The 18,139-nt window shown below is 60.2% G+C and carries 14 protein-coding genes and 3 pseudogenes; 13 read left to right on the forward strand and 4 right to left on the reverse strand.

Going from position 1 to position 18,139, the window contains the following annotated elements:
* The first annotated feature begins 1 nt into the window (after position 1).
* The 3 genes from A2G06_07210 (at position 2) to A2G06_07220 (ending at position 5,386) form a co-directional block, all read left to right on the forward strand.
* The gene (locus A2G06_07210) at positions 2-679 is read left to right on the forward strand and encodes a magnesium transporter MgtC (protein ID ANA40132.1); all 678 of its coding nucleotides are present in this window, start codon (positions 2-4) and stop codon (positions 677-679) included.
* A gap of 146 nt (positions 680-825) precedes the next feature.
* The gene (locus A2G06_07215; protein ID ANA40133.1) at positions 826-3,258 is read left to right on the forward strand and encodes a hybrid sensor histidine kinase/response regulator; all 2,433 of its coding nucleotides are present in this window, start codon (positions 826-828) and stop codon (positions 3,256-3,258) included.
* A gap of 1 nt (position 3,259) precedes the next feature.
* Positions 3,260-5,386 carry a diguanylate cyclase gene (locus A2G06_07220; protein ANA40134.1) on the forward strand — a complete coding sequence of 709 codons (2,127 nt, stop codon included), beginning with the start codon at positions 3,260-3,262 and terminating at the stop codon, positions 5,384-5,386.
* Between the two features lie 9 nt (positions 5,387-5,395).
* Here the strand turns inward: A2G06_07220 and A2G06_07225 are convergent, their stop codons facing one another.
* Positions 5,396-5,989: a hypothetical protein gene (locus A2G06_07225; GenBank protein ANA40135.1), complete on the reverse strand. Its 594-nt coding sequence runs from the start codon at positions 5,987-5,989 to the stop codon at positions 5,396-5,398.
* A 125-nt stretch (positions 5,990-6,114) separates the two neighbouring features.
* Between A2G06_07225 and A2G06_07230 the strand changes: the two genes are divergently transcribed.
* Complete coding sequence (locus A2G06_07230; GenBank protein ANA40136.1) at positions 6,115-6,936, forward strand: transporter; 822 nt, start codon at positions 6,115-6,117, stop codon at positions 6,934-6,936.
* Between the two features lie 86 nt (positions 6,937-7,022).
* On the opposite strand, the gene A2G06_07235 is transcribed toward A2G06_07230, so the two are convergent.
* The 3 genes from A2G06_07235 to A2G06_07245 all read right to left on the reverse strand — a co-directional run bounded on the left by A2G06_07235 (position 7,023) and on the right by A2G06_07245 (position 10,301).
* A complete protein-coding gene (locus A2G06_07235) occupies positions 7,023-7,976 on the reverse strand; it encodes a transcription factor (protein ID ANA40137.1) in 954 nt (317 codons plus the stop codon).
* 85 nt (positions 7,977-8,061) lie between these two features.
* Positions 8,062-9,138, reverse strand: a complete 1,077-nt coding sequence (locus A2G06_07240; protein ANA40138.1) for an LPS export ABC transporter permease LptG — start codon at positions 9,136-9,138, stop codon at positions 8,062-8,064.
* Entirely contained in the window at positions 9,135-10,301 is a 1,167-nt protein-coding gene (locus A2G06_07245) for an LPS export ABC transporter permease LptF (GenBank protein ID ANA40139.1), read from the reverse strand. The genes A2G06_07240 and A2G06_07245 overlap by 4 nt, the downstream gene beginning before the upstream one ends.
* A 205-nt stretch (positions 10,302-10,506) precedes the next feature.
* Between A2G06_07245 and A2G06_07250 the strand changes: the two genes are divergently transcribed.
* The 9 genes and pseudogenes from A2G06_07250 (at position 10,507) to A2G06_07290 (ending at position 18,011) form a co-directional block, all read left to right on the forward strand.
* Positions 10,507-11,262, forward strand: a complete 756-nt coding sequence (locus tag A2G06_07250) for a 30S ribosomal protein S2 (GenBank protein ID ANA40140.1) — start codon at positions 10,507-10,509, stop codon at positions 11,260-11,262.
* 75 nt (positions 11,263-11,337) lie between these two features.
* Positions 11,338-11,988, forward strand: coding sequence for an elongation factor Ts (tsf, locus tag A2G06_07255; protein ID ANA40141.1), 651 nt, complete (start codon positions 11,338-11,340; stop codon positions 11,986-11,988).
* A gap of 91 nt (positions 11,989-12,079) precedes the next feature.
* Positions 12,080-12,798: pseudogene (gene pyrH, locus A2G06_07260) on the forward strand (UMP kinase).
* 1 nt (position 12,799) lies between these two features.
* On the forward strand, positions 12,800-13,357 hold the full coding sequence (gene frr, locus A2G06_07265) for a ribosome recycling factor (GenBank protein ANA40142.1): 558 nt from the start codon (positions 12,800-12,802) through the stop codon (positions 13,355-13,357).
* Positions 13,358-13,481: 124 nt separating this feature from the next.
* A pseudogene (locus tag A2G06_07270) lies at positions 13,482-14,221 on the forward strand (isoprenyl transferase).
* 2 nt (positions 14,222-14,223) lie between these two features.
* Positions 14,224-15,054: a phosphatidate cytidylyltransferase gene (locus A2G06_07275; protein ANA40143.1), complete on the forward strand. Its 831-nt coding sequence runs from the start codon at positions 14,224-14,226 to the stop codon at positions 15,052-15,054.
* Positions 15,055-15,070: 16 nt separating this feature from the next.
* Positions 15,071-16,229: pseudogene (locus A2G06_07280) on the forward strand (1-deoxy-D-xylulose-5-phosphate reductoisomerase).
* A 20-nt stretch (positions 16,230-16,249) separates the two neighbouring features.
* Complete coding sequence (locus tag A2G06_07285; GenBank protein ANA40144.1) at positions 16,250-17,317, forward strand: RIP metalloprotease RseP; 1,068 nt, start codon at positions 16,250-16,252, stop codon at positions 17,315-17,317.
* A 1-nt stretch (position 17,318) separates the two neighbouring features.
* A complete protein-coding gene (locus A2G06_07290) occupies positions 17,319-18,011 on the forward strand; it encodes a tRNA threonylcarbamoyladenosine biosynthesis protein TsaB (GenBank protein ANA40145.1) in 693 nt (230 codons plus the stop codon).
* Positions 18,012-18,139: the final 128 nt, after the last annotated feature.

Consider the following 18,139-nt stretch of genomic DNA (forward strand, 5'->3'; position numbering starts at 1 on the left):
CATGGATTTCACGTTGGAGATGATAGGGAGACTTGTTCTCGCGTCCGTCCTTGGCGCCCTCATTGGTTTGGAGCGCGAACTCCACGGCCGGCCCGCCGGTTTCAGAACCCACCTGCTCGTTTCCCTCGGAGCTTGTCTCTTTGTTGCCACTTCCATCGAGTTCCATCGCCTCTATGCCAACACGAGCGGCATAGGCCCCATAGGCGTCGACCCCGGCCGTGTGGCGGCCCAGGTGGTGACCGGCATCGGCTTTCTGGGAGCCGGGGCCATAATCCGTGAAGGGACCTCCATCCGAGGGCTTACCACTGCTGCCTGCCTCTGGGTCGCCGCTGCCATCGGATTGTCCTGCGGCATCGGCCTGTTCGCCATCCCGCTGTTCGTGACTGCCATCTCGCTGGCGGCTCTCCTTCTGCTCAAAAGGGTCGAGGGACTGCTTTCCCGGGATATGTACACGTCCGTCAAGGTCTGGAGCGACGACCTGGAAGGACAGTTGGAACGTATCGAACATATCTTGCAAGAGTGTCGCCTCCAGGTGCTTACGATGAGTGTGGAACGGGATGTGACTGCCGCGAGTCTCCGGATCTCCTACCAGGTCAAAGCCACTTCCCGCAGTCCCGCATGCGGCATCATGGATGCAGTGGCGTCCGTGTCCGGCGTTAAACGGGTCAGGATCGTCTGATTTCCCGGGTCGGCGTCGCAAGCGGGTTATCGCCCGCTCGTGTCTTTCGGTGCGTTTTAGCGTTCTGTTATGAGTATGTTTAAAAGATGTAATAACAATGCATTTGAGACCGCAGTGCGCAGGCGCGGCACTATGGGGAAGGGCCTATGACAAGGGGGATATCCCTGTCCCTTGACCGCAGGCTCACCCTGGTCACCATGGCCACCTGCGTGACAGTGCTGATCCTGGCGTTTGCCGGATTCGTGGCGCGGGACCTGACAATGGAGCCCGCAGAACTCCGGAAACGGCTGGAGATCATTGCAGAGGTCGTTGGCGATAAAAGCGCGGCCAGCATCGTGTTTAACGATGTCCGCACCGTATCGGAGATGCTGGATGTCCTCAAGGCGGACCCGCACATCATCGTGGGGCGTATCTACCTCAAGGATGGTTCGATCTTTGCGCATTACCGGCGGAAGGGGTCACTGGCATCGCCCGCCTCAGACTCGTCGGCAGATGATGTGACCACCTGGATCGAGTATCGGCAACAGATGGTGGAAAAGGTGGGAGATCCCCTCCCCAGTCACCGCTGGCATGGCGATCACCTCGACGTGTTCAGGCCGGTAACGTTAGACGGTGAAGTCATCGGCACCGTCTATCTGCGGGCCGATCATCGGGAGATCCGTTCGCGTTTGCGCTGGTATGCGCTGAGCGGAGGGGCGTTGCTGATTATGCTCTCCGCCTTTGCCTACGTTCTTTCGTCAAAGCTGCAGCGACGGGTTTCTGCGCCTATTACCGAGCTGCTTGAGGTTACGCGGCGCGTTTCTGAAGAGCACAACTACTCGGTACGGGCCGCGGGGGGGGGCGTCGACGAGATCGGCGAACTCGTGTCGGGCTTTAACAGGATGCTTCAGATCATCGAAGAGAGCGACGCGAGTCTGAAGCGGAATCGCGAAGACCTGGAGGCGGAAGTCACCCGCCGCACCGAGGATCTGTCGCGGACCAACGAGGAACTGGGACGGGCTGTTGCCGACCTGAGCAAGGCAAAAGAGGCCGCTGATTCCGCCAGCCAGTCGAAATCACGGTTTCTGGCCAACGTGAGTCACGAAATCCGTACGCCCATGAACGGCGTTCTCGGCATGGTCAGCCTCCTTCTCGAAACCGACCTTCAACACAAGCAGCGCGAGTATGCGGAGATCATCCGATCATCCGGCGAACTGCTCATGCAGGTCATTAATGATCTGCTCGATTTTTCCCGTATTGAGTCGGGAAAGCTGAAGATGGAACAACTGCCCTTTGCGGCCCGCCGTGTCTTTGAAGAAATGGCCACCATCTATGGTGAGCGGGCTCGCCAGAAGGGGGTCTTCCTGGAATACGCCATGGAAGGGGAGGTGCCCGACCGGCTTATGGGTGACCGTCACAGGCTCCGCCAGGTGTTGGGGAATCTTCTCGACAATGCCGTGAAATTCACCCTCAAGGGGACCATCACCCTGACTGTTCGCGGGAGCGTGGAGGGGGGGATCTGCCGACTCAATTGCATCATAAGCGATACGGGGATCGGCATTCCCCAGGATATGCTGCCCCGTCTGTTCCACCCGTTCACCCAGGCCGATGACTCCAATACCCGCCGATTCGGGGGAACCGGGCTGGGGCTCGCCATTGTCCGCCACCTGGTGGAGCTCATGGGGGGTACGGCCAGTTGCGACAGTGAGCCGGGGTGCGGGTCGATCTTCCGGTTTACGGTCACCCTGCCGCTGGTGCCGGATACGGGTGAGCCGGAGCCGGAACCGTCCCCTGAAGCAGTCGGGTCTTTCCCGTTCCGCCTGCTGCTGGCAGAGGATAACGCCGTCAACCGAACGGTACTGCAGGAGATGCTCCGGAGCCTCGGCGCGGATGTCGTGGTGGTCCCGGACGGTGCCGACGCAGTGGCTGCCATCTCGGCGGATCGGTTCGACATGGTGTTCATGGATTGCCAGATGGCAGGCATGGACGGGATTGTCGCCACCACCGAAATCCGCCGCATGGAGCGCGCCGGACAGCTCGCAGGCCGAACTCACATCATCGCCCTCACCGGAAGGGTAGAGGCTGGGGACCGGGAGGCCTGTCTGGTGGCGGGAATGGATGATTACCTCATCAAGCCGGTTCTGCGCCATGACCTGGTGACGGTTCTTAGGCGCTGGCTGAGCACGCCTGACGGAGCGGCGCCGTTCACAACATGCGCTGGCACGGATGGAGAGGGGAGCGGGGAGGCGGAAGGCATCCTCGACCGTCACATTCTGGATGGCATTCGTGCCCTGGAGGCGGGCGGATCCGAGGGGCTCCTCGACCGTGTCATTGATATCTTCATTTCCGATTCACCGCGGCACCTGCGTGACATGAGGGAGGCACTGGCACGGGAGAACCTGCCTGCTGCGCGTCGGGCCGCCCACACCCTCAAATCGGGATGCCTCAATCTGGGAGCCGTTGCCCTCGCAGCCCTGTGCGGGGAGATGGAACGACCCGGCGAAGGGGAAGACGCCCTGCCGTTGCGGCTGCTTTCACGCATGGAGTCGGAATTCATCAGGGTGTGTGCCGCGCTGGAGCATGAGCGCACCGGAGCGTGAGATGAGAAAAGAGGGCAAGGACGGGGCCTCAACCACCGTAATGATCATTGACGACGATGAGCTGGTGCGCGTCCTTGCCCGGCGCGCCGTGGAGCAGGGGGGCTTCGCGGTGGTCGAGGCCGGCGACGGCGCTACCGCCATTGAGATGTTCAGCCGGCTTGTCCCCGACATCGTTCTGCTCGACGTGGTGATGCCCGGCATGGGCGGGTTTGACGTCTGCCGGCGTATTCGCCGTCTGCCGGGAGGAGACCGCGCTCAGATCGTCGTCATGACGAGTCTCGATGATACCGGTGCCATTGATGAAGCCTACGAGGCAGGGGCCTCGGACTTCCTGGCCAAGCCGATCGACTGGGTTCTGCTGCCCCGTCGTATCCGTTATCTGCTGCGCGCCAAGCTCGCTTTCGATGAGCTTCACAAGAGCAGGACCATGCTGTACAACGCTCAACGCATTGCCCGCCTGGGAAACTGGGAGTTCGACCTGGAGACCAACGTCTTTACCTGCTCCGAGGAGTCGTGCCGCATTTTCGGCATCAGGGACCATCGGCAGGGGAAGAGTCACCGGGCCCTGATGCGCCGGGTGCATCCCGAAGACCGGGTAACGGTCAAGAAGGCCATCTTTCAGGCGTTCCGGACCGGTATCGGCTACTGCATGGATCACCGGATCGTTCTCGATGATGGTGTTGAGCGGATCGTCAGCCAGCATGCCGAGCTTCTGTCCGCAGATGACGGGCGGACGTCAAGGCTGGTGGGAACGGTCCACGACATAACCGACCGCACCCTTGCCGAAGAGCGGATTCGCTACCTTGCCCATCACGATACCCTGACGGCACTGCCCAACCGGTTCCAGTTCGAGGAGCGGATGGAGCAGGCCCTGGCCTTTGCCCAGCGCAACGGCTTCATGATGGCAGTCCTGTTCCTGGATCTCGACCACTTCAAAAAGGTTAACGATACCCTGGGGCACCATGCGGGCGACCGGCTGCTTCAGGAGGCGGCCGGCCGGCTGATGAAATGCCTGCGGCGCAGCGATACGCTCACCCATGCCTCCCACGAGGATGCGAGCCCCTTCATCTCCCGCATGGGCGGGGACGAGTTCACCATTCTGCTGACCGATCTGGCCCATCCCCAGGATGCCGCCAGGGTTTCGCAACGCATCATCACCGCCCTGTCGAAACGTTACGTTATCGGCGGCCACGAGGTCTTCGTGGGGGCAAGCATCGGCATCAGCCTCTTTCCAGCCGATGGCGAAGACTGCGACCAGCTTCTGCGCAATGCGGACACGGCCATGTATCACGCCAAAGAACTGGGCCGCAATACCTATCAGTACTATTCGGGCTCCATGAACGCCATGGCGCTCGAGCGGCTGACCCTGGAAAACAGCCTGCGTTGGGCGCTCAAACGGAATGAATTCCGCCTCTGCTACCAACCTCAGTTGGATGCTGCCACGGGACGCGTGGTGGGGATGGAGGCCCTGTTGAGCTGGCACCGGCCGGGTTGCGACGTGGTCCCGCCGGACGACTTCATCCCCTTGGCCGAGGAAACCGGCCTGATCGCATCGATTGGCGAGTGGGTTCTCTGGAACGCCTGTGCCCAGGCGGTTACCTGGCTCCATGAGGGGCTCCCGCCGGTACGGGTGGCGGTTAATCTTTCCAGCCTCCAGTTCCGGTCGCGCCGCCTGGCCGAGTTGGTGAGGAAGGTGCTGCGCGCCACCGGGCTGCCTCCGTCGCATCTGGAGCTGGAAATCACCGAGGGGGTCTTCATGTCCAACGAAGAGGATGCGGCAGCGGTCATTCGCGATCTGAAGAAGATGGGGGTCCGTTTTTCCGTCGACGATTTCGGCACCGGCTACTCGTCCCTCAGCAGGCTGTCGCGCTTTCCGCTCGATGCTCTCAAGATCGACCGCTCCTTTGTCCGGGACATTTCCGCCGATCCGGCCGCGGCGGGCTTGACGGCCGCCATCATTGCCATGGCCCGCAACCTTGGTCTGAACGTTATTGCCGAAGGGGTCGAAACCCTTGAGCAGTTCGCCTTTCTCCGGGCAAACGGCTGTGCCGAGGTCCAGGGGTTCCTCTTCAGCCAGCCGCTTACCCCTGACGCGGCCGCAGCGTTCCTGCGCGCACGGTCGCACTGAGAGGCACCGCTACTCTTTCGCCGCGAATCTCCCCATCCGCGGGATGAACATCGGAACTTGGCGCCGGTAGCTGCGATAGGCGTCACCGAATTCCCTTTCGAGCCTCCGTTCCTCCACCACGGCCCCCACCACGAAATATCCCCCTGCCATAAGGGTAAACAAGAGCCATTTCACGGTCATGAGCGGGTTGAAGAGGCAAAAGACCATGGATAGCCCGTAGAGCGGGTGGCGGACTGTGCCGTAGCATCCCGTGGTGACCAACTCGTGTGCGGCAATCTCCCGCCTCAGGTGCGGGATGCCGAGGAAATCCGCCATGCCGGTCCGGGAGACGCAGCGTATCATCTGCAGCAGGGCGAAGGCCTGCACCGCATGGAAAGCCAGGCTTCCCGCACCGGGCACCAGATAGATAACCGGTGACAGGGGCCATGCAGCCATAACCCACCCGAAGGTGACCAGTGCGGCAAGATTGTAGGCTGCCCGATAGAAGCGGAATCCCCTCGGAAACACGTTGCCGATGCGCTGCTGAACGCCTGGCAGGGCCGCAACCGAGTGAAGCATGGCGAACAGAAGGAACCGGATGACGAGATCAAAGGCGCCGTTCACGACACACCTCGTCCGCACGCCGGCGCATAGACTTTAACATGCTGTAATTGCTGGTCAAAATAACTCCTTGTATACACCAATTCCTCATGCTAGGATTAGTCACTTTCCCCAGAACAGGAGGGCACATGGCAGTAATTACGATCTCCAGAGAGATGGGTACGGGAGCTTACCAGATTGCCCGCGAGGTGGCCAAGCGCCTCAAACATACCCTTGTCGACGGCAATAAGATCGCGGAGCTTGCACCCCGTTACGGCCTTGACAAGGAGCTCCTCAAGCGGGTGGACGAGAAGCCGCCGGTCTATATCACTACCGAGGACCGGATGCATGCCGCACATCTCAACACCATCGAAATCGTAATTCTCGACTGTGTCAAACAGGGAAACGTGATCCTGTACGGCCGCGGCGCCCAGGACCTGCTCTCCGACGTGGAGAATATTCTCAGAATCCGCTTCATCGCCCCCTTTGAACACCGGGTTGAAAGCTTTTCCGAGCGCGAATGGATCGATCCTGATCTGGCGCGGGAACTGATCCGCAAGAGCGATCACCAACGGGGCGGCTTCATTCATTTTTATTTCAACCGCAACTGGAACGATTCGCTCGGCTACGACCTGACGTTTAACACCGAGCGCATGAGCCAGACTGCGATCATCGAAAGCATCATCGCGGCGGCGAAGGACCCCCGGCTCAAGGAGGGGGAGGAGCGTCTGAAGCAGGTGATCGATGAAACCATTCTTGCCAAGAGAGTGGAAACGGCCTTTCTCAAGTCTGCCGACATCGAGTACATCCATTTCAGGATCAGCGTGTCCGGCACGGTAGTGAACTTCTCCGGTCACGTGCATTCCGAGGCGGAAAAACGGGAGGCGATCCGCCTCGCCACCGCCGTCGAAGGTGTCGAGAGGGTCGAGGGGGATTTGCAGGTCCTGAACTACAAGTCCCACAAGGGATAGCCGAAGGCTCCGCACTCTCTGCCCCTCATGCATCAGACGCATTCCGGCGTGCCGGCGGTTGCTTTCCGTCCGGCGCGCCGTTTGTTTTACGGAGCGGATACCTGTACGACCGAGCTGGTTTCGCCACCGGGATTGATGACCTGCAACCGTAGATCCTTGTCGGTCGGATCGACCGGATACCGCTGGTAGACCAGTCTCGAACAGTCCACGTAGATCAGCATGTCTCGTTCCCCTGTTGCCCCTGCCCTGAGGCGTTTGCCCCCCCCCGCGTTAAGCCCCAGTTGCAGGCCGCTCTCCTCGATTGACAGCGTTGCCCCTGGCTGGAAGTTCCTGCCCTCGATCACCAGGTTGTAGTAATTCACCGAGCTCTCGCCGCGCACCACGCCGAAGATTTCCGGGGTACCGCGCACCACGAGGGTGACGGGAGTGGTAGCCGTGTCCTCGGCGTTTTTTACCTGTATCTGATGAAGTCCCGCCTGGACGGGAGGGACGGTGAAGGAGAGGATCTGGGATGAGCCGAAACTGCTCTTCACCACTGCACCGTTGAACAGGACCCTGCTCTCGGCCTGAAAATTCCTGCCAGTGATGGTGACGGACCGCTCGCCCCCCGGGGAGCACATGTCCACGGTTTCGGGGTACATGCTTTCCACGACCGGTTTTGGCGGGAGAACAGAGAAGTTGTAGGTGCGGCTCGTGATGCCGTCTCCTCTTTTGACGAAAAGAGCGTAGAGCCCGGGTTGCAGGCGCGGTATCTCGAAGGAGAGAACGTCCGTAGCGACAACCCGCGCGGGGATCTCGGTGTTGCCGAGGTAGGCCGTGGTGCCGGCGGTGAATCCGCTCCCCGAGAGGGTTACGGTCGTGTTGGGCTCGCCCTGGGCGGGAATGATGCTCAGGATGTTGACCGGCACCGGTTCCGGTGCCTTTGTGGTGACAGCGGCCGCAGTAATTTGCTTCTGTTTGGCCGGACGGGTGGCGCCTCCGGCGGTGCCGGCCGCCAGAACGGCTACCAGCAGGAGCGGTACGAGCATTCGATGGATCATGGGTTTTCCCTCTGCGCATCGCCTCGACGGGACGACCATCGTGCCCGGTCCCGATGTGCCAAGTAGACCACGCCCCGGCGTCGTGTCAACGGTCCAGGGTCATTGCCAGCCAGATGCCCGACAGGGCAAAGAGCACGTTCGCCGCCCATGCGGAGATCAGCGGCGGAAGGATGCCGGTCTGGCCGAATGAAATGAGGATGGAGTTGGTTATGAAATAGGCGAACCCGATGCCGATGCTCGCCGTAATCCCCAGAGCGACCCCGCTCGACCTTCCTCCCCGCAGGGCGAACGGTATGCCCAGAAACGCCATGATGAGCGAGGCGAAGGGAAGGGATATCTTCGAGTGCATCTGGGCCTCGTAGCGGGTGGTGTCATATCCTCCCGCCTTCAGTTTCCGCACGTAATCGCGCAGCTTGAAAAAGCCCATGTTATCGGCATACTTGTCCACCACCTTAAGGTCCTCAATCTTGAGGTTGAGCTCCGCCGGGAGCGAGGCCAGCGTTCTCGTCTCCACCGAAGGGCCGGCGAGCCCCCGTACCGTCACCGTCTTGAAGGTCCACCTCGCACCGTCCCACGTCCCTTCGGCGGCATCGATCCTGCTGACCGGGCGCATCCCGTCCGAAAAACGCCAGAGGGTGATCCCCCGCAGCGTCTGCTGGGCCGGGTCAAACACCCTGGCCATCATGATCGCACTCTCGTCTTTGTGCCAGATGTTGTTCTGGCGGAAAAACGTGTTGGTTCCCTGCTTGCGGATCAACACCTGGTCCACGTAGCGCATCTGTCGATAGCTGGAAGGCAGCACGAATTCGTTGGAAAAAATCGTGATGAGGCTGACCGCGGCGGCAATGACGATGAGCGGCGCGCTGATTCTGCCGAGCCCCACGCCGCAGCCGCGCATGGCGACGATCTCGCTGTTGCGGGAAAGCATGCCGAGGGTGAGGAGCGTGGACATGAGCACTGCCAGCGGGATGACCTGGGTGATGATCTCGGGTAGCTTGCAGATGAAGTACTGGATGATATCGATCCACCGGGGCTGGAAGCGGAGGAGCCGACCGATTTTTTCCAGAAAGTCGATGACCAGGTAAATGGCGACGAAGGACGCCAGGCAGAGCCCCAGAATTTTCAGGTAGGCACCGGCGATGTAGCGGGTCAGGATGGTCACGTCTTCCTCCGCTCAAATCTGTGCCGTACCCATGCCAGGGCCGTTGTCACGTACCCCGCCAGCGGGATTGCCCGGTCGAGGGCCGCCCGTTTCAGGAGAAATATCCCCAGGCCCAGGAACAGTGCATTGGGGATCCAGACAGCAACGAATGCCGGAGCGATTCCCTTCTCGTTGACGGTTTTGCCGGCGGACATGAGAATATAGTAGAGCATGAGCAGGATGATGCCCGAGGCAAAACCTCCGGCACGCCCGGATCTCTGGTTCTGGATACCCAGGGGAACGGCTATGATCGCAAACACCACGCAGGCGAAGGGAAGGGCAAAACGCTTGTGAAGCTCGAAGTGCATCTCGCGGACCAGCTTGGGCTGTTCTTCGGGGGATTTCGTACGGGCGAGGAGTTCGCCCAGGGTCATATCCTCCTCGTTGAGGCGAGCCTTTTTCTGCTCCTGTTGCAGGGCAATGCTCAGGTCGTAGCTGGTGAATTCCACGAGACGGTAGCCGCCGGTACCTATGCCCCGATGAATGCCGCCGTTATCCAGCCGCAGGCGAACGATGCGTTCCTCGGGGTTGGTTGCCAACTGGCCGGAAGCGGCAAAGATGGTCGAGGGTTCGTCGGGGTTGCGCTCGTCATGGATCAGGATGCCGCTGATCCGTCCGGATTTGGGGTCAAAGCCGTCCACGTAGATCACGAGGCCGGGGAATTCGTCGTTAAAGACCTTTTCTGTGATACTCATGGCGGCGCGCGTCTCTATGACCCCGTGGAGGAACTTCTTGAACGCGGTATTGCCCCAGGGAAGCGCGTAAACCGAGACAAACGTAGTGACGGCGTACGTAATAACCCCGAAGACGATCACCGGCACGGCAATGGTCCCGATGCTCATGCCGCTGGCCTTCATGGCGGTCACCTCGCTGTCGGCCGAAAGCCGTCCCATGGCCAGGAGCACCGCCAGGAGAAATGCCATGGGAATCGCCACCAGGAGGAATGAGGGGAGCATGTAGAGGATAAGGCGGGCAACGTCGAGGAACGGGACTCCGCGGGCGAAAACCATCTCGGCGAGCTTCAGGAGGCGTCCCATCAGCAGGACAAAGGTGAATACCGTGAGGCCGAGTGCAAAGGGGACTGCGGTTTCAGCGCAGATATAGCGAAACAGGAGTCGGGACATTGGGCTGCCATGATACACGAAGGGGTGCGGCATGTAAATATAAGAGCATGGCGGCGCCAATCTTTGGTGTTGCGAAAGCGGGGTGCTCTATGGTATATGGATTTGCTGTTCAAATCACGCACGCCTTCCATCGGGCCGGCGGTGTCCCAAGCGGATTCCGGCCATCAGCAGGAAGGCGGAGGCACAACCGAAAAGGAGAGAAAGCATGTCGAACATCACCATGAAGGAGCTTCTGGAGGCCGGCGTTCACTTCGGCCACCAGACCAAGAGATGGAACCCGAAGATGAAGCCCTATATCTTCGGGGCGCGTAACGGTATCTATATTATCGACCTCCAGAAAACCGTACGCCTCTTCAAGAATGCGTACAATTTCGTTCGCGAGAATGCCCAGGCCGGCGAGACCATGCTCTTCGTGGGCACCAAGAAGCAGGCACAGGACGCCATCGGCGAAGAAGCAGCCCGCTGCGGCATGTATTTCGTCAACCAGCGCTGGCTCGGCGGCATGCTGACCAACTTCGTCACCGTAAAGCAGAGCATCGACCGCCTCAAGCGGCTGGACGCCATGTTCGCCGACGGCTCCATTGAGGCGTACACCAAGAAGGAAGCCCTGAAGATCGAAAAGGAGCGTGAGAAGCTCGAAAAGATCCTCGGCGGCATCAAGGGGATGGGCAAGCTTCCCGGCGCGCTCTTCGTGATCGATCCCAAGAATGAGACCATCGCCATCAGTGAGGCCAAGAAGCTCGGTATTCCCGTGGTGGCCGTGGTCGACACCAACTGCGACCCTGATCCCATCGACTACGTCATTCCCGGCAACGACGACGCCATCCGTGCCATCCGTCTGCTCACTTCCAAGATGGCCGATGCGGTCATCGAGGGTTCCCAGGCTCGGGACGCCGCTCTTCAGACCGGTGACGAGGAGGCTGTGGAAGCCGTGGCGGAAGAGAGTGGCGCCGAGGCCTGATCCGGCCCGATTCATCACATCGCATATTGATCGGGACGGCGCTTCGGCGTCCGTCCCTTCACCAGGGAGGATACAGTGAGCATTACAGCTGCACAGGTCAACGAACTGCGTAAAATCACCGGTGCCGGCCTCATGGACTGCAAGAAGGCCCTCACCGAAACCAATGGCGACATCGAGCAGGCAGTTGATTACCTCAGGAAAAAGGGTCTTGCTGCCGCTTCGAAAAAGGCTGGCCGGGCAGCCACCGAAGGTGCCGTTGGTTCCTACATTCACGCCGGCGGCAAGATCGGGGTCCTTGTGGAGGTAAACTGCGAGACCGATTTCGTGGCGCGCAACGATAATTTCCAGGTGTTCGTGAAGGACATCGCCATGCACATCGCCGCCGCTTCCCCCCAGTTCGTGCGTCGCGAGGAAGTTCCCGCAGAGATTCTCGAGCGCGAGAAGGAGATTTATCGCGCCAAGGCCCGTGAAACGGGCAAGCCGGAAAATATTATCGAGAAGATCATCGAGGGGCAGGTCAACAAGTTCTACGCCGAGATATGCCTCCTGGAGCAGAATTTCGTCAAGGATTCGGACAAGACCGTTCAGCAGTTCCTTAACGAGACCATCTCCTCCATCGGCGAGAACATCTCGGTTCGGCGTTTCGCGCGCTTCGTCCTGGGTGAAGGGCTCGAAAAGAAGGACACCGACTTTGCCGCGGAGGTAGCCGCCGCAGCGGGTCTGTAGCACGACACACGGGCCGGTCATGGAACATGGCCGGCCTTTTTTGCGTTCGCGCCGCCAGGCGCCTTAACAGCGTGTACGAGGACAGAACATCATGGGTACACCCTATTACCGACGAGTGCTGCTGAAGCTTTCCGGAGAAGCCTGGCAGGAGACCAGGGATACGGCATTGATCCCCGGACCATTACCGCCATCGCTGCCGAGATCAAGGAAGTTGTGGCCACCGGCTCCCAACTGGCCCTGGTGATCGGCGGTGGCAACATTTTCCGCGGGCTTGCCGCTTCTTCCAAGGGAATGGACCGTGCCAGCGCCGACTACATGGGCATGCTTGCGACCATGATCAACTCTCTGGCCATGCAGGATGCTCTGGAGAAGGTCGGCGTCGACACGCGGGTCCAGTCGGCCATTGCCATGCAGGAAGTGGCGGAGCCCTACATCAGGAGGCGGGCCATCCGCCACCTGGAAAAGGGGCGGATCGTCATCTTCGGCGCCGGCACCGGCAACCCCTATTTTACGACCGATACGGCGGCAAGCCTGAGGGCCATGGAAATCGGGGCGGACGTCATTCTCAAGGGGACCAAGGTCGACGGCGTCTATTCGGCCGACCCCAAGAAGGATCCGACGGCTATGAAGTACCCCAGGCTTACCTACCTTGAGGTGCTCAAGAAGGGGCTACAGGTCATGGATGCCACGGCAACCTCGCTCTGCATGGACAATAATCTTCCCATCATCGTGTTCGATATCACCACCTACGGCAATATCAAGAAAGTGGTGTGCGGCGAAGAGATCGGCACCATTGTGAAAGGAGAATGACATGACAAAGGACGTCATCAACGATATGAAGTCACACATGGAGAAGTCGGTCGAATCGTTGCGTCGCGAATACCAGAAGGTTCGCACCGGTCGGGCCAACACCGGTCTTCTTGACGAGATCAGGGTGGATTTCTACGGCAATCCCTCTCCGCTCAACCAGGTGGCGACCCTTGCCGTGCCCGAGCCGCGGACCATCACCATCCAACCGTGGGAAGCAAAGATGATTTCGGTCATTGAGAAGGCGATCCTGAACGCCAACCTCGGTTTTACACCATCCAACGACGGCAAGCTCATCCGGATCAGCCTTCCTCCCCTCACCGAGGAACGTCGCAAGGAAATCGTGAAGTCGCTCAAAAAGACGGCCGAGGATGCCAAGATAGCCATCCGGAACATCCGTCGCGATGCCATTGACGGCCTCAAAAAGCTGGAGAAGGACAAGAAGATATCCGAGGACGACCTCAAACGCGCCGAGAAAGAGGTCCAGGATGTGACGAACGTCTACGTCGCCAAGGTTGATGAGGTCCTGGCGCACAAGGAAAAGGAAGTCATGGAGGTGTGAGGAGGCGCGGGCAATGGCGGCGCAACCTCGTCATTTCGTTTTTTCCCTTGCGCCCATACTGCTTTTATGGTTTAATCCCCTTTAACCCCCCGTTTAAAGGGGATTTTTTGTTTCTGGTGAAGATATGCACGGCCTCATACCCGATAAACTCCCCAGGCACTTGGCCATTATCATGGACGGTAACGGCCGCTGGGCTCAGGAACGGATGCTCACGCGGATCATCGGCCACCAGAAGGGGGTGGAGACGGTCAGGGTCATTGTTGAGGAGTGTTCCCGGCTCGGTATCGGTTATCTGACTCTGTTCGCCTTTTCAGCCGAGAACTGGCTCCGGCCGAAGACCGAGGTCAAGGCGCTCATGGCTCTGCTGAAGAAGTACATAGCATCCGAGGCTGCGCGGATGGATGCGAACAATATCCGCTTCAACGTCATCGGCAACCGCGATGAACTGCCGCCGGATGTGAACAAAGCCGTTCAGGGGGCCATCGACCGGACCAGCGGCAATACCGGCATGATCCTAACCCTGGCACTTTCCTACGGCGCGCGCCAGGAGATCATGACGCAGCCGCGCGGATCGCCTCTGATATCGCTTCCGGCGTGCTCAAGGCCGATGAGGTTAATGAGACCGCCTTTTCCTCGTATCTGTTCACCGGCGGACTCCCGGATCCCGATTTCCTCATCCGCACGAGCGGAGAAATGAGGATCAGCAATTTCCTTCTCTGGCAACTGGCCTATACGGAGCTCTACTTTTCCTCGGTCAACTGGCCCGAGTTCACGCCGCAGGAACTGTACCGGGCGTTAAGCGACTACCAGGCACGCGAGCGGCGCTTTGGCCGCACGAGCGATCAGATCAACACGAGGAGCTAGCCATTAAGCGCGTCATTACCGGGATTATTGCCCTCCCTCTGCTGATCCTGTTCATCCTCAAGGCAAGCTATGTCCTTTTTGCCTCGTTCGTTGTTGTCCTCACGTTCCTGGGACTCGGCGAATACTACCGCATGGCTCTTCCTGACCGCAGGGTGGAGGGAGTGGCGGCTTCCTTGGCCGGGGCGCTTGTTCCGGCGGTCCTGGCTGCCCAGGATCGTCTCGTTGAAATGGTTCCTTTCCGCACGTCGGCAACCCTGCTCGCTTTTGTCCTGACGGTTGTTTTCCTGGCATACGCGCTCAGGGTTCTCTTCAGCTTCCGCGATATCAGGGCAGCCGCTGCCGAAACGGCCCTGTTCGCGACGGGGTTTCTCTACGTGCCGCTGCTCCTGACCCACATGGTATGGTTGCGTGCCCTTCCGGACGGGGTCGACTGGATCTTCCTCGTTCTCGTTATCGTCATGTCCGGAGATACGGCAGCGTACTATGTGGGAAGCAATCTGGGCCGACGCAAGCTCTATCCGTCAGTCAGCCCCAATAAGAGCGTTGAGGGGGCGATCGGCGGATTACTCGGCAGCCTTGCCGGAACCTTTGTGGCGCGTCTTACCTTTTTCCCCGGGCTGACCGTGCTTGACTGCATTGCCACGGCGCTCCTGCTGGGAGTTCTCGGCCAGGTCGGCGATCTCTTCGAGTCGTTGCTCAAGCGCAGTTTCGGCGTCAAGGATTCGGGGGCGATCGTGCCCGGTCACGGCGGCATCCTCGACCGGCTGGACAGCATTCTGTTTGCTGTGCCGGCTGCCTACTACTACGCTCTTTTCGTGTTCATGAACCGATAGGTTTGGCAGGGTATCCATGAAAAACATCACCATACTCGGATCAACAGGCTCCATTGGGGTCAGCACGCTGGAAGTCGTCTCCGCCCATCCCGACCGCTTCCGTGTCGTTGCCCTTACTGCCGGCAACAACCTTGAGATGCTGAAGCGGCAGATCGAGACGTTCCGGCCGCAAATGGTCAGCGTTCTGAGCGAAAAACTGGCCGTTGAACTGGACCGGAGTCTGTCGGGGTGCAAGCCGGAGATCCATCATGGCGTTGAAGGCTTATCGCCGCAGCCACGGCTGGGGATGCCCATATGGTTGTTGCCGCCATAGTCGGTGCCGCCGGGCTGGTTCCGACCGCCGCAGCCATACGGGCCGCAAGGATGTGGCCCTTGCCAATAAGGAAACCCTGGTCACGGCCGGCCGGCTTATCATGGATCTGGTGCGGGACAAGAATGTCAGGCTCTATCCCGTTGACAGCGAGCACAGTGCCGTGTTCCAGTCCATGGAGGGGCAGAGCCGCAAGGATGTGTTGCGGATCATCCTTACCGCCTCGGGCGGGCCTTTCCTGAACCTGCCGCTCGATCAGCTCTTCCGGGTGTCGATCGACGACGCCCTCAACCACCCCAACTGGTCCATGGGCCGCAAGATAACCATCGACTCGGCCACCATGATGAACAAGGGGCTGGAGGTGATCGAGGCCCGCTGGCTCTTCGATACGCCGGCGGAGCGGATCGACGTGAACATTCACCCCCAGAGCATCATCCATTCCATGGTCGAGTATGTGGACGGCTGCGTCATGGCTCAGTTGGGCGTTCCCGACATGAAGGCCCCCATCGCCTATGCGCTGACCTATCCCGAGCGGGTTCCCACCGGGGTGAATCCCCTTGACCTCACTACTCTGTCCGGGCTCACCTTTTTCAAGCCGGACTATCGCCGCTTCCCCGCCCTGAAGCTTGCCTACGACGCGTTAGCCGCCGGGGAAAGCATGCCCGCGGTCATGAACGCCGCCAATGAAGTGGCGGTAGAGGCTTTTCTGTCCGGGGCGATCGGATTCATCGACATTGCCGCCACTATCGCCCGAACCATGGACGCCCATGAATCGCACACCCTTTCCACCATCGAGGAGGTGCTCATCACCGACCGCTGGGCGCGAGAGAAGGCGCGCGAGCTCGTGGGGCTTGTCCGCCGCTAACCGCAGCACGAGAGGAGACCATGGTCAGCATCATCTCCGCCGTCATCGTTTTAGGCATACTGATCTTCGTTCACGAACTGGGGCACTTCATTTTCGCCAAACTCTTCGGTGTGGGGGTCGAAAAGTTCTCGCTCGGCTTCGGTCCCAAGCTCATCGGGAGGAAGGTGGGCGAAACCGAGTACCTTATCTCCGCGTTTCCCCTGGGCGGGTACGTGAAGATGGTGGGAGAAGGCGTCGAAGGTGAACTTTCCGACGAGGACAAGGCCCGTTCCTTTGCCGAAAAGCCTCCCCTCAAGCGAATCGGGATCGTTGTGGCCGGACCGGGCTTCAACCTGATCTTTGCCTGGCTCGTGTTCATTGCGATCTTCATGATCGGCGTTCCCTCGGTAACCTCCAAGGTCGGCGAGGTCGTCAAGGACAAGCCCGCTGCCAAGGCGGGCATCATGGCAAGCGACGTCATTACCGGCGTTAACGGCAAGGCTGTCTCCCGCTGGGAGGAGATGGCGGCCGAGATATCCGCGGGAAAGGGCGCTCCCCTTGTCATAGAGGTGAAGAGGGGGGAAGAGATCAAGACCTTCCGCGTGACGCCCGAAACGCGGACCGGCAAGAACCTTCTCGGTGAAACCGTCACCACCCCGGTCATCGGCGTGGTTGCCTCGGGCGAAACGGTCATTGACACGTATCCCGTCGGCGACGCCCTGCAGCGGGGAACCGTTCAGACCGGCAACGTGATCCGGCTTACGGTCGTTTCCCTGGTGAAGATCATCGAGCGGGCCGTCCCCCTCGATACCATCGGCGGACCGATCATGATCGCCAAGATGGCCGGCCAGCAGGCCGAAGCAGGAGGAGTCAGCTTTCTGGCATTCATGGCGCTTCTCTCGATCAACCTGGGCGTCCTGAACCTTCTTCCCATCCCGATTCTGGATGGCGGCCACCTGATTTTCTACCTGTGGGAGCTGATCTTCCGCAAACCGGTCAGCATGAGAGCGCGCGAGATCGCCCAGCAGGTCGGGCTTGCCCTTCTTATCGGTCTGATGGTGTTGGCGTTCTACAACGATATCGCCCGCTACATCGTGGGACAGGGATAGCGTGAAGATCCTCACCGTTGACACCTCCACGTCCACGTGCAGTGCGGCACTGAGCATCAACGGCCGATGCGCGGGCGAATACCTGCTGGAGGCCGAGCGTCATCCTTCGGAGCGGCTGCTGGCAGCCGTAGATCTTCTGCTGCGGGATACCGGCATGGAGTTGGAGGAACTGGACGGTTTCGGCGTGGCGTTGGGGCCGGGATCGTTCACCGGTGTCCGGATCGGAGTAGCCACGGTCAAGGGCCTGGCCCTGGCAACCGGCAAGCCTGCCGTTGGGTTCTCGTCCCTCGCCATGCTCGCCCTGAACCTCCCCTGGAGTTCGTTGCCGGTCTGCACCCTGTTCGACGCTCGAAAAAAAGAGGTGTACGGGGGGCTCTACCGGGTGACGGCCGCTCCCGAGCCGATCATTGCCGACTGCGTTGCGCCGCCCGAACGCTTCCTGGAGGCGATCGAAGGGGAGGCCATATTCGTGGGAGACGGGGCCATCCGGTACCGGGAAGCCATCGAGTCGATCCTGGGACATCGCGCTTTCTTCGCCCCTGCACACTGTCACCAGCCCCGAGCCTCAGCCGGAGCACTCCTGGCGGGCGAACTGCTGCGCACAGGAGCCGCTGTCCCGCTGCCGCTTCTCAATCCCACCTACATCAGACCTTCCGAGGCGGAGCTCGCCAGGATGTGCCAAAAGGCGGTATAACGCCATTTTATTGGAGTTGACACCGCACCCCCGGTTGTATTATGTTCACACTTTACCTTACCGGCCACGTCAGATTCTTCCCCTTCCGCAGAGGGTGGTTGGTGCCGGTCCATACTTTGCCAGTCGCG

The organism is Geobacter anodireducens (assembly GCA_001628815.1).
Taxonomy (GTDB): domain Bacteria; phylum Desulfobacterota; class Desulfuromonadia; order Geobacterales; family Geobacteraceae; genus Geobacter; species Geobacter anodireducens.

Bases quoted from the DNA above. Each gene is read 5' to 3' on its own strand.
- A2G06_07210 (ANA40132.1), top strand. From the start codon at position 2: ATGGATTTCACGTTGGAGATGATAGGGAGACTTGTTCTCGCGTCCGTC.
- A2G06_07215 (ANA40133.1), top strand. From the start codon at position 826: ATGACAAGGGGGATATCCCTGTCCCTTGACCGCAGGCTCACCCTGGTC.
- A2G06_07220 (ANA40134.1), top strand. From the start codon at position 3,260: ATGAGAAAAGAGGGCAAGGACGGGGCCTCAACCACCGTAATGATCATT.
- A2G06_07230 (ANA40136.1), top strand. From the start codon at position 6,115: ATGGCAGTAATTACGATCTCCAGAGAGATGGGTACGGGAGCTTACCAG.
- A2G06_07235 (ANA40137.1), bottom strand. From the start codon at position 7,976: ATGATCCATCGAATGCTCGTACCGCTCCTGCTGGTAGCCGTTCTGGCG.
- A2G06_07245 (ANA40139.1), bottom strand. From the start codon at position 10,301: ATGTCCCGACTCCTGTTTCGCTATATCTGCGCTGAAACCGCAGTCCCC.
- A2G06_07250 (ANA40140.1), top strand. From the start codon at position 10,507: ATGTCGAACATCACCATGAAGGAGCTTCTGGAGGCCGGCGTTCACTTC.
- frr (ANA40142.1), top strand. From the start codon at position 12,800: ATGACAAAGGACGTCATCAACGATATGAAGTCACACATGGAGAAGTCG.
- A2G06_07285 (ANA40144.1), top strand. From the start codon at position 16,250: ATGGTCAGCATCATCTCCGCCGTCATCGTTTTAGGCATACTGATCTTC.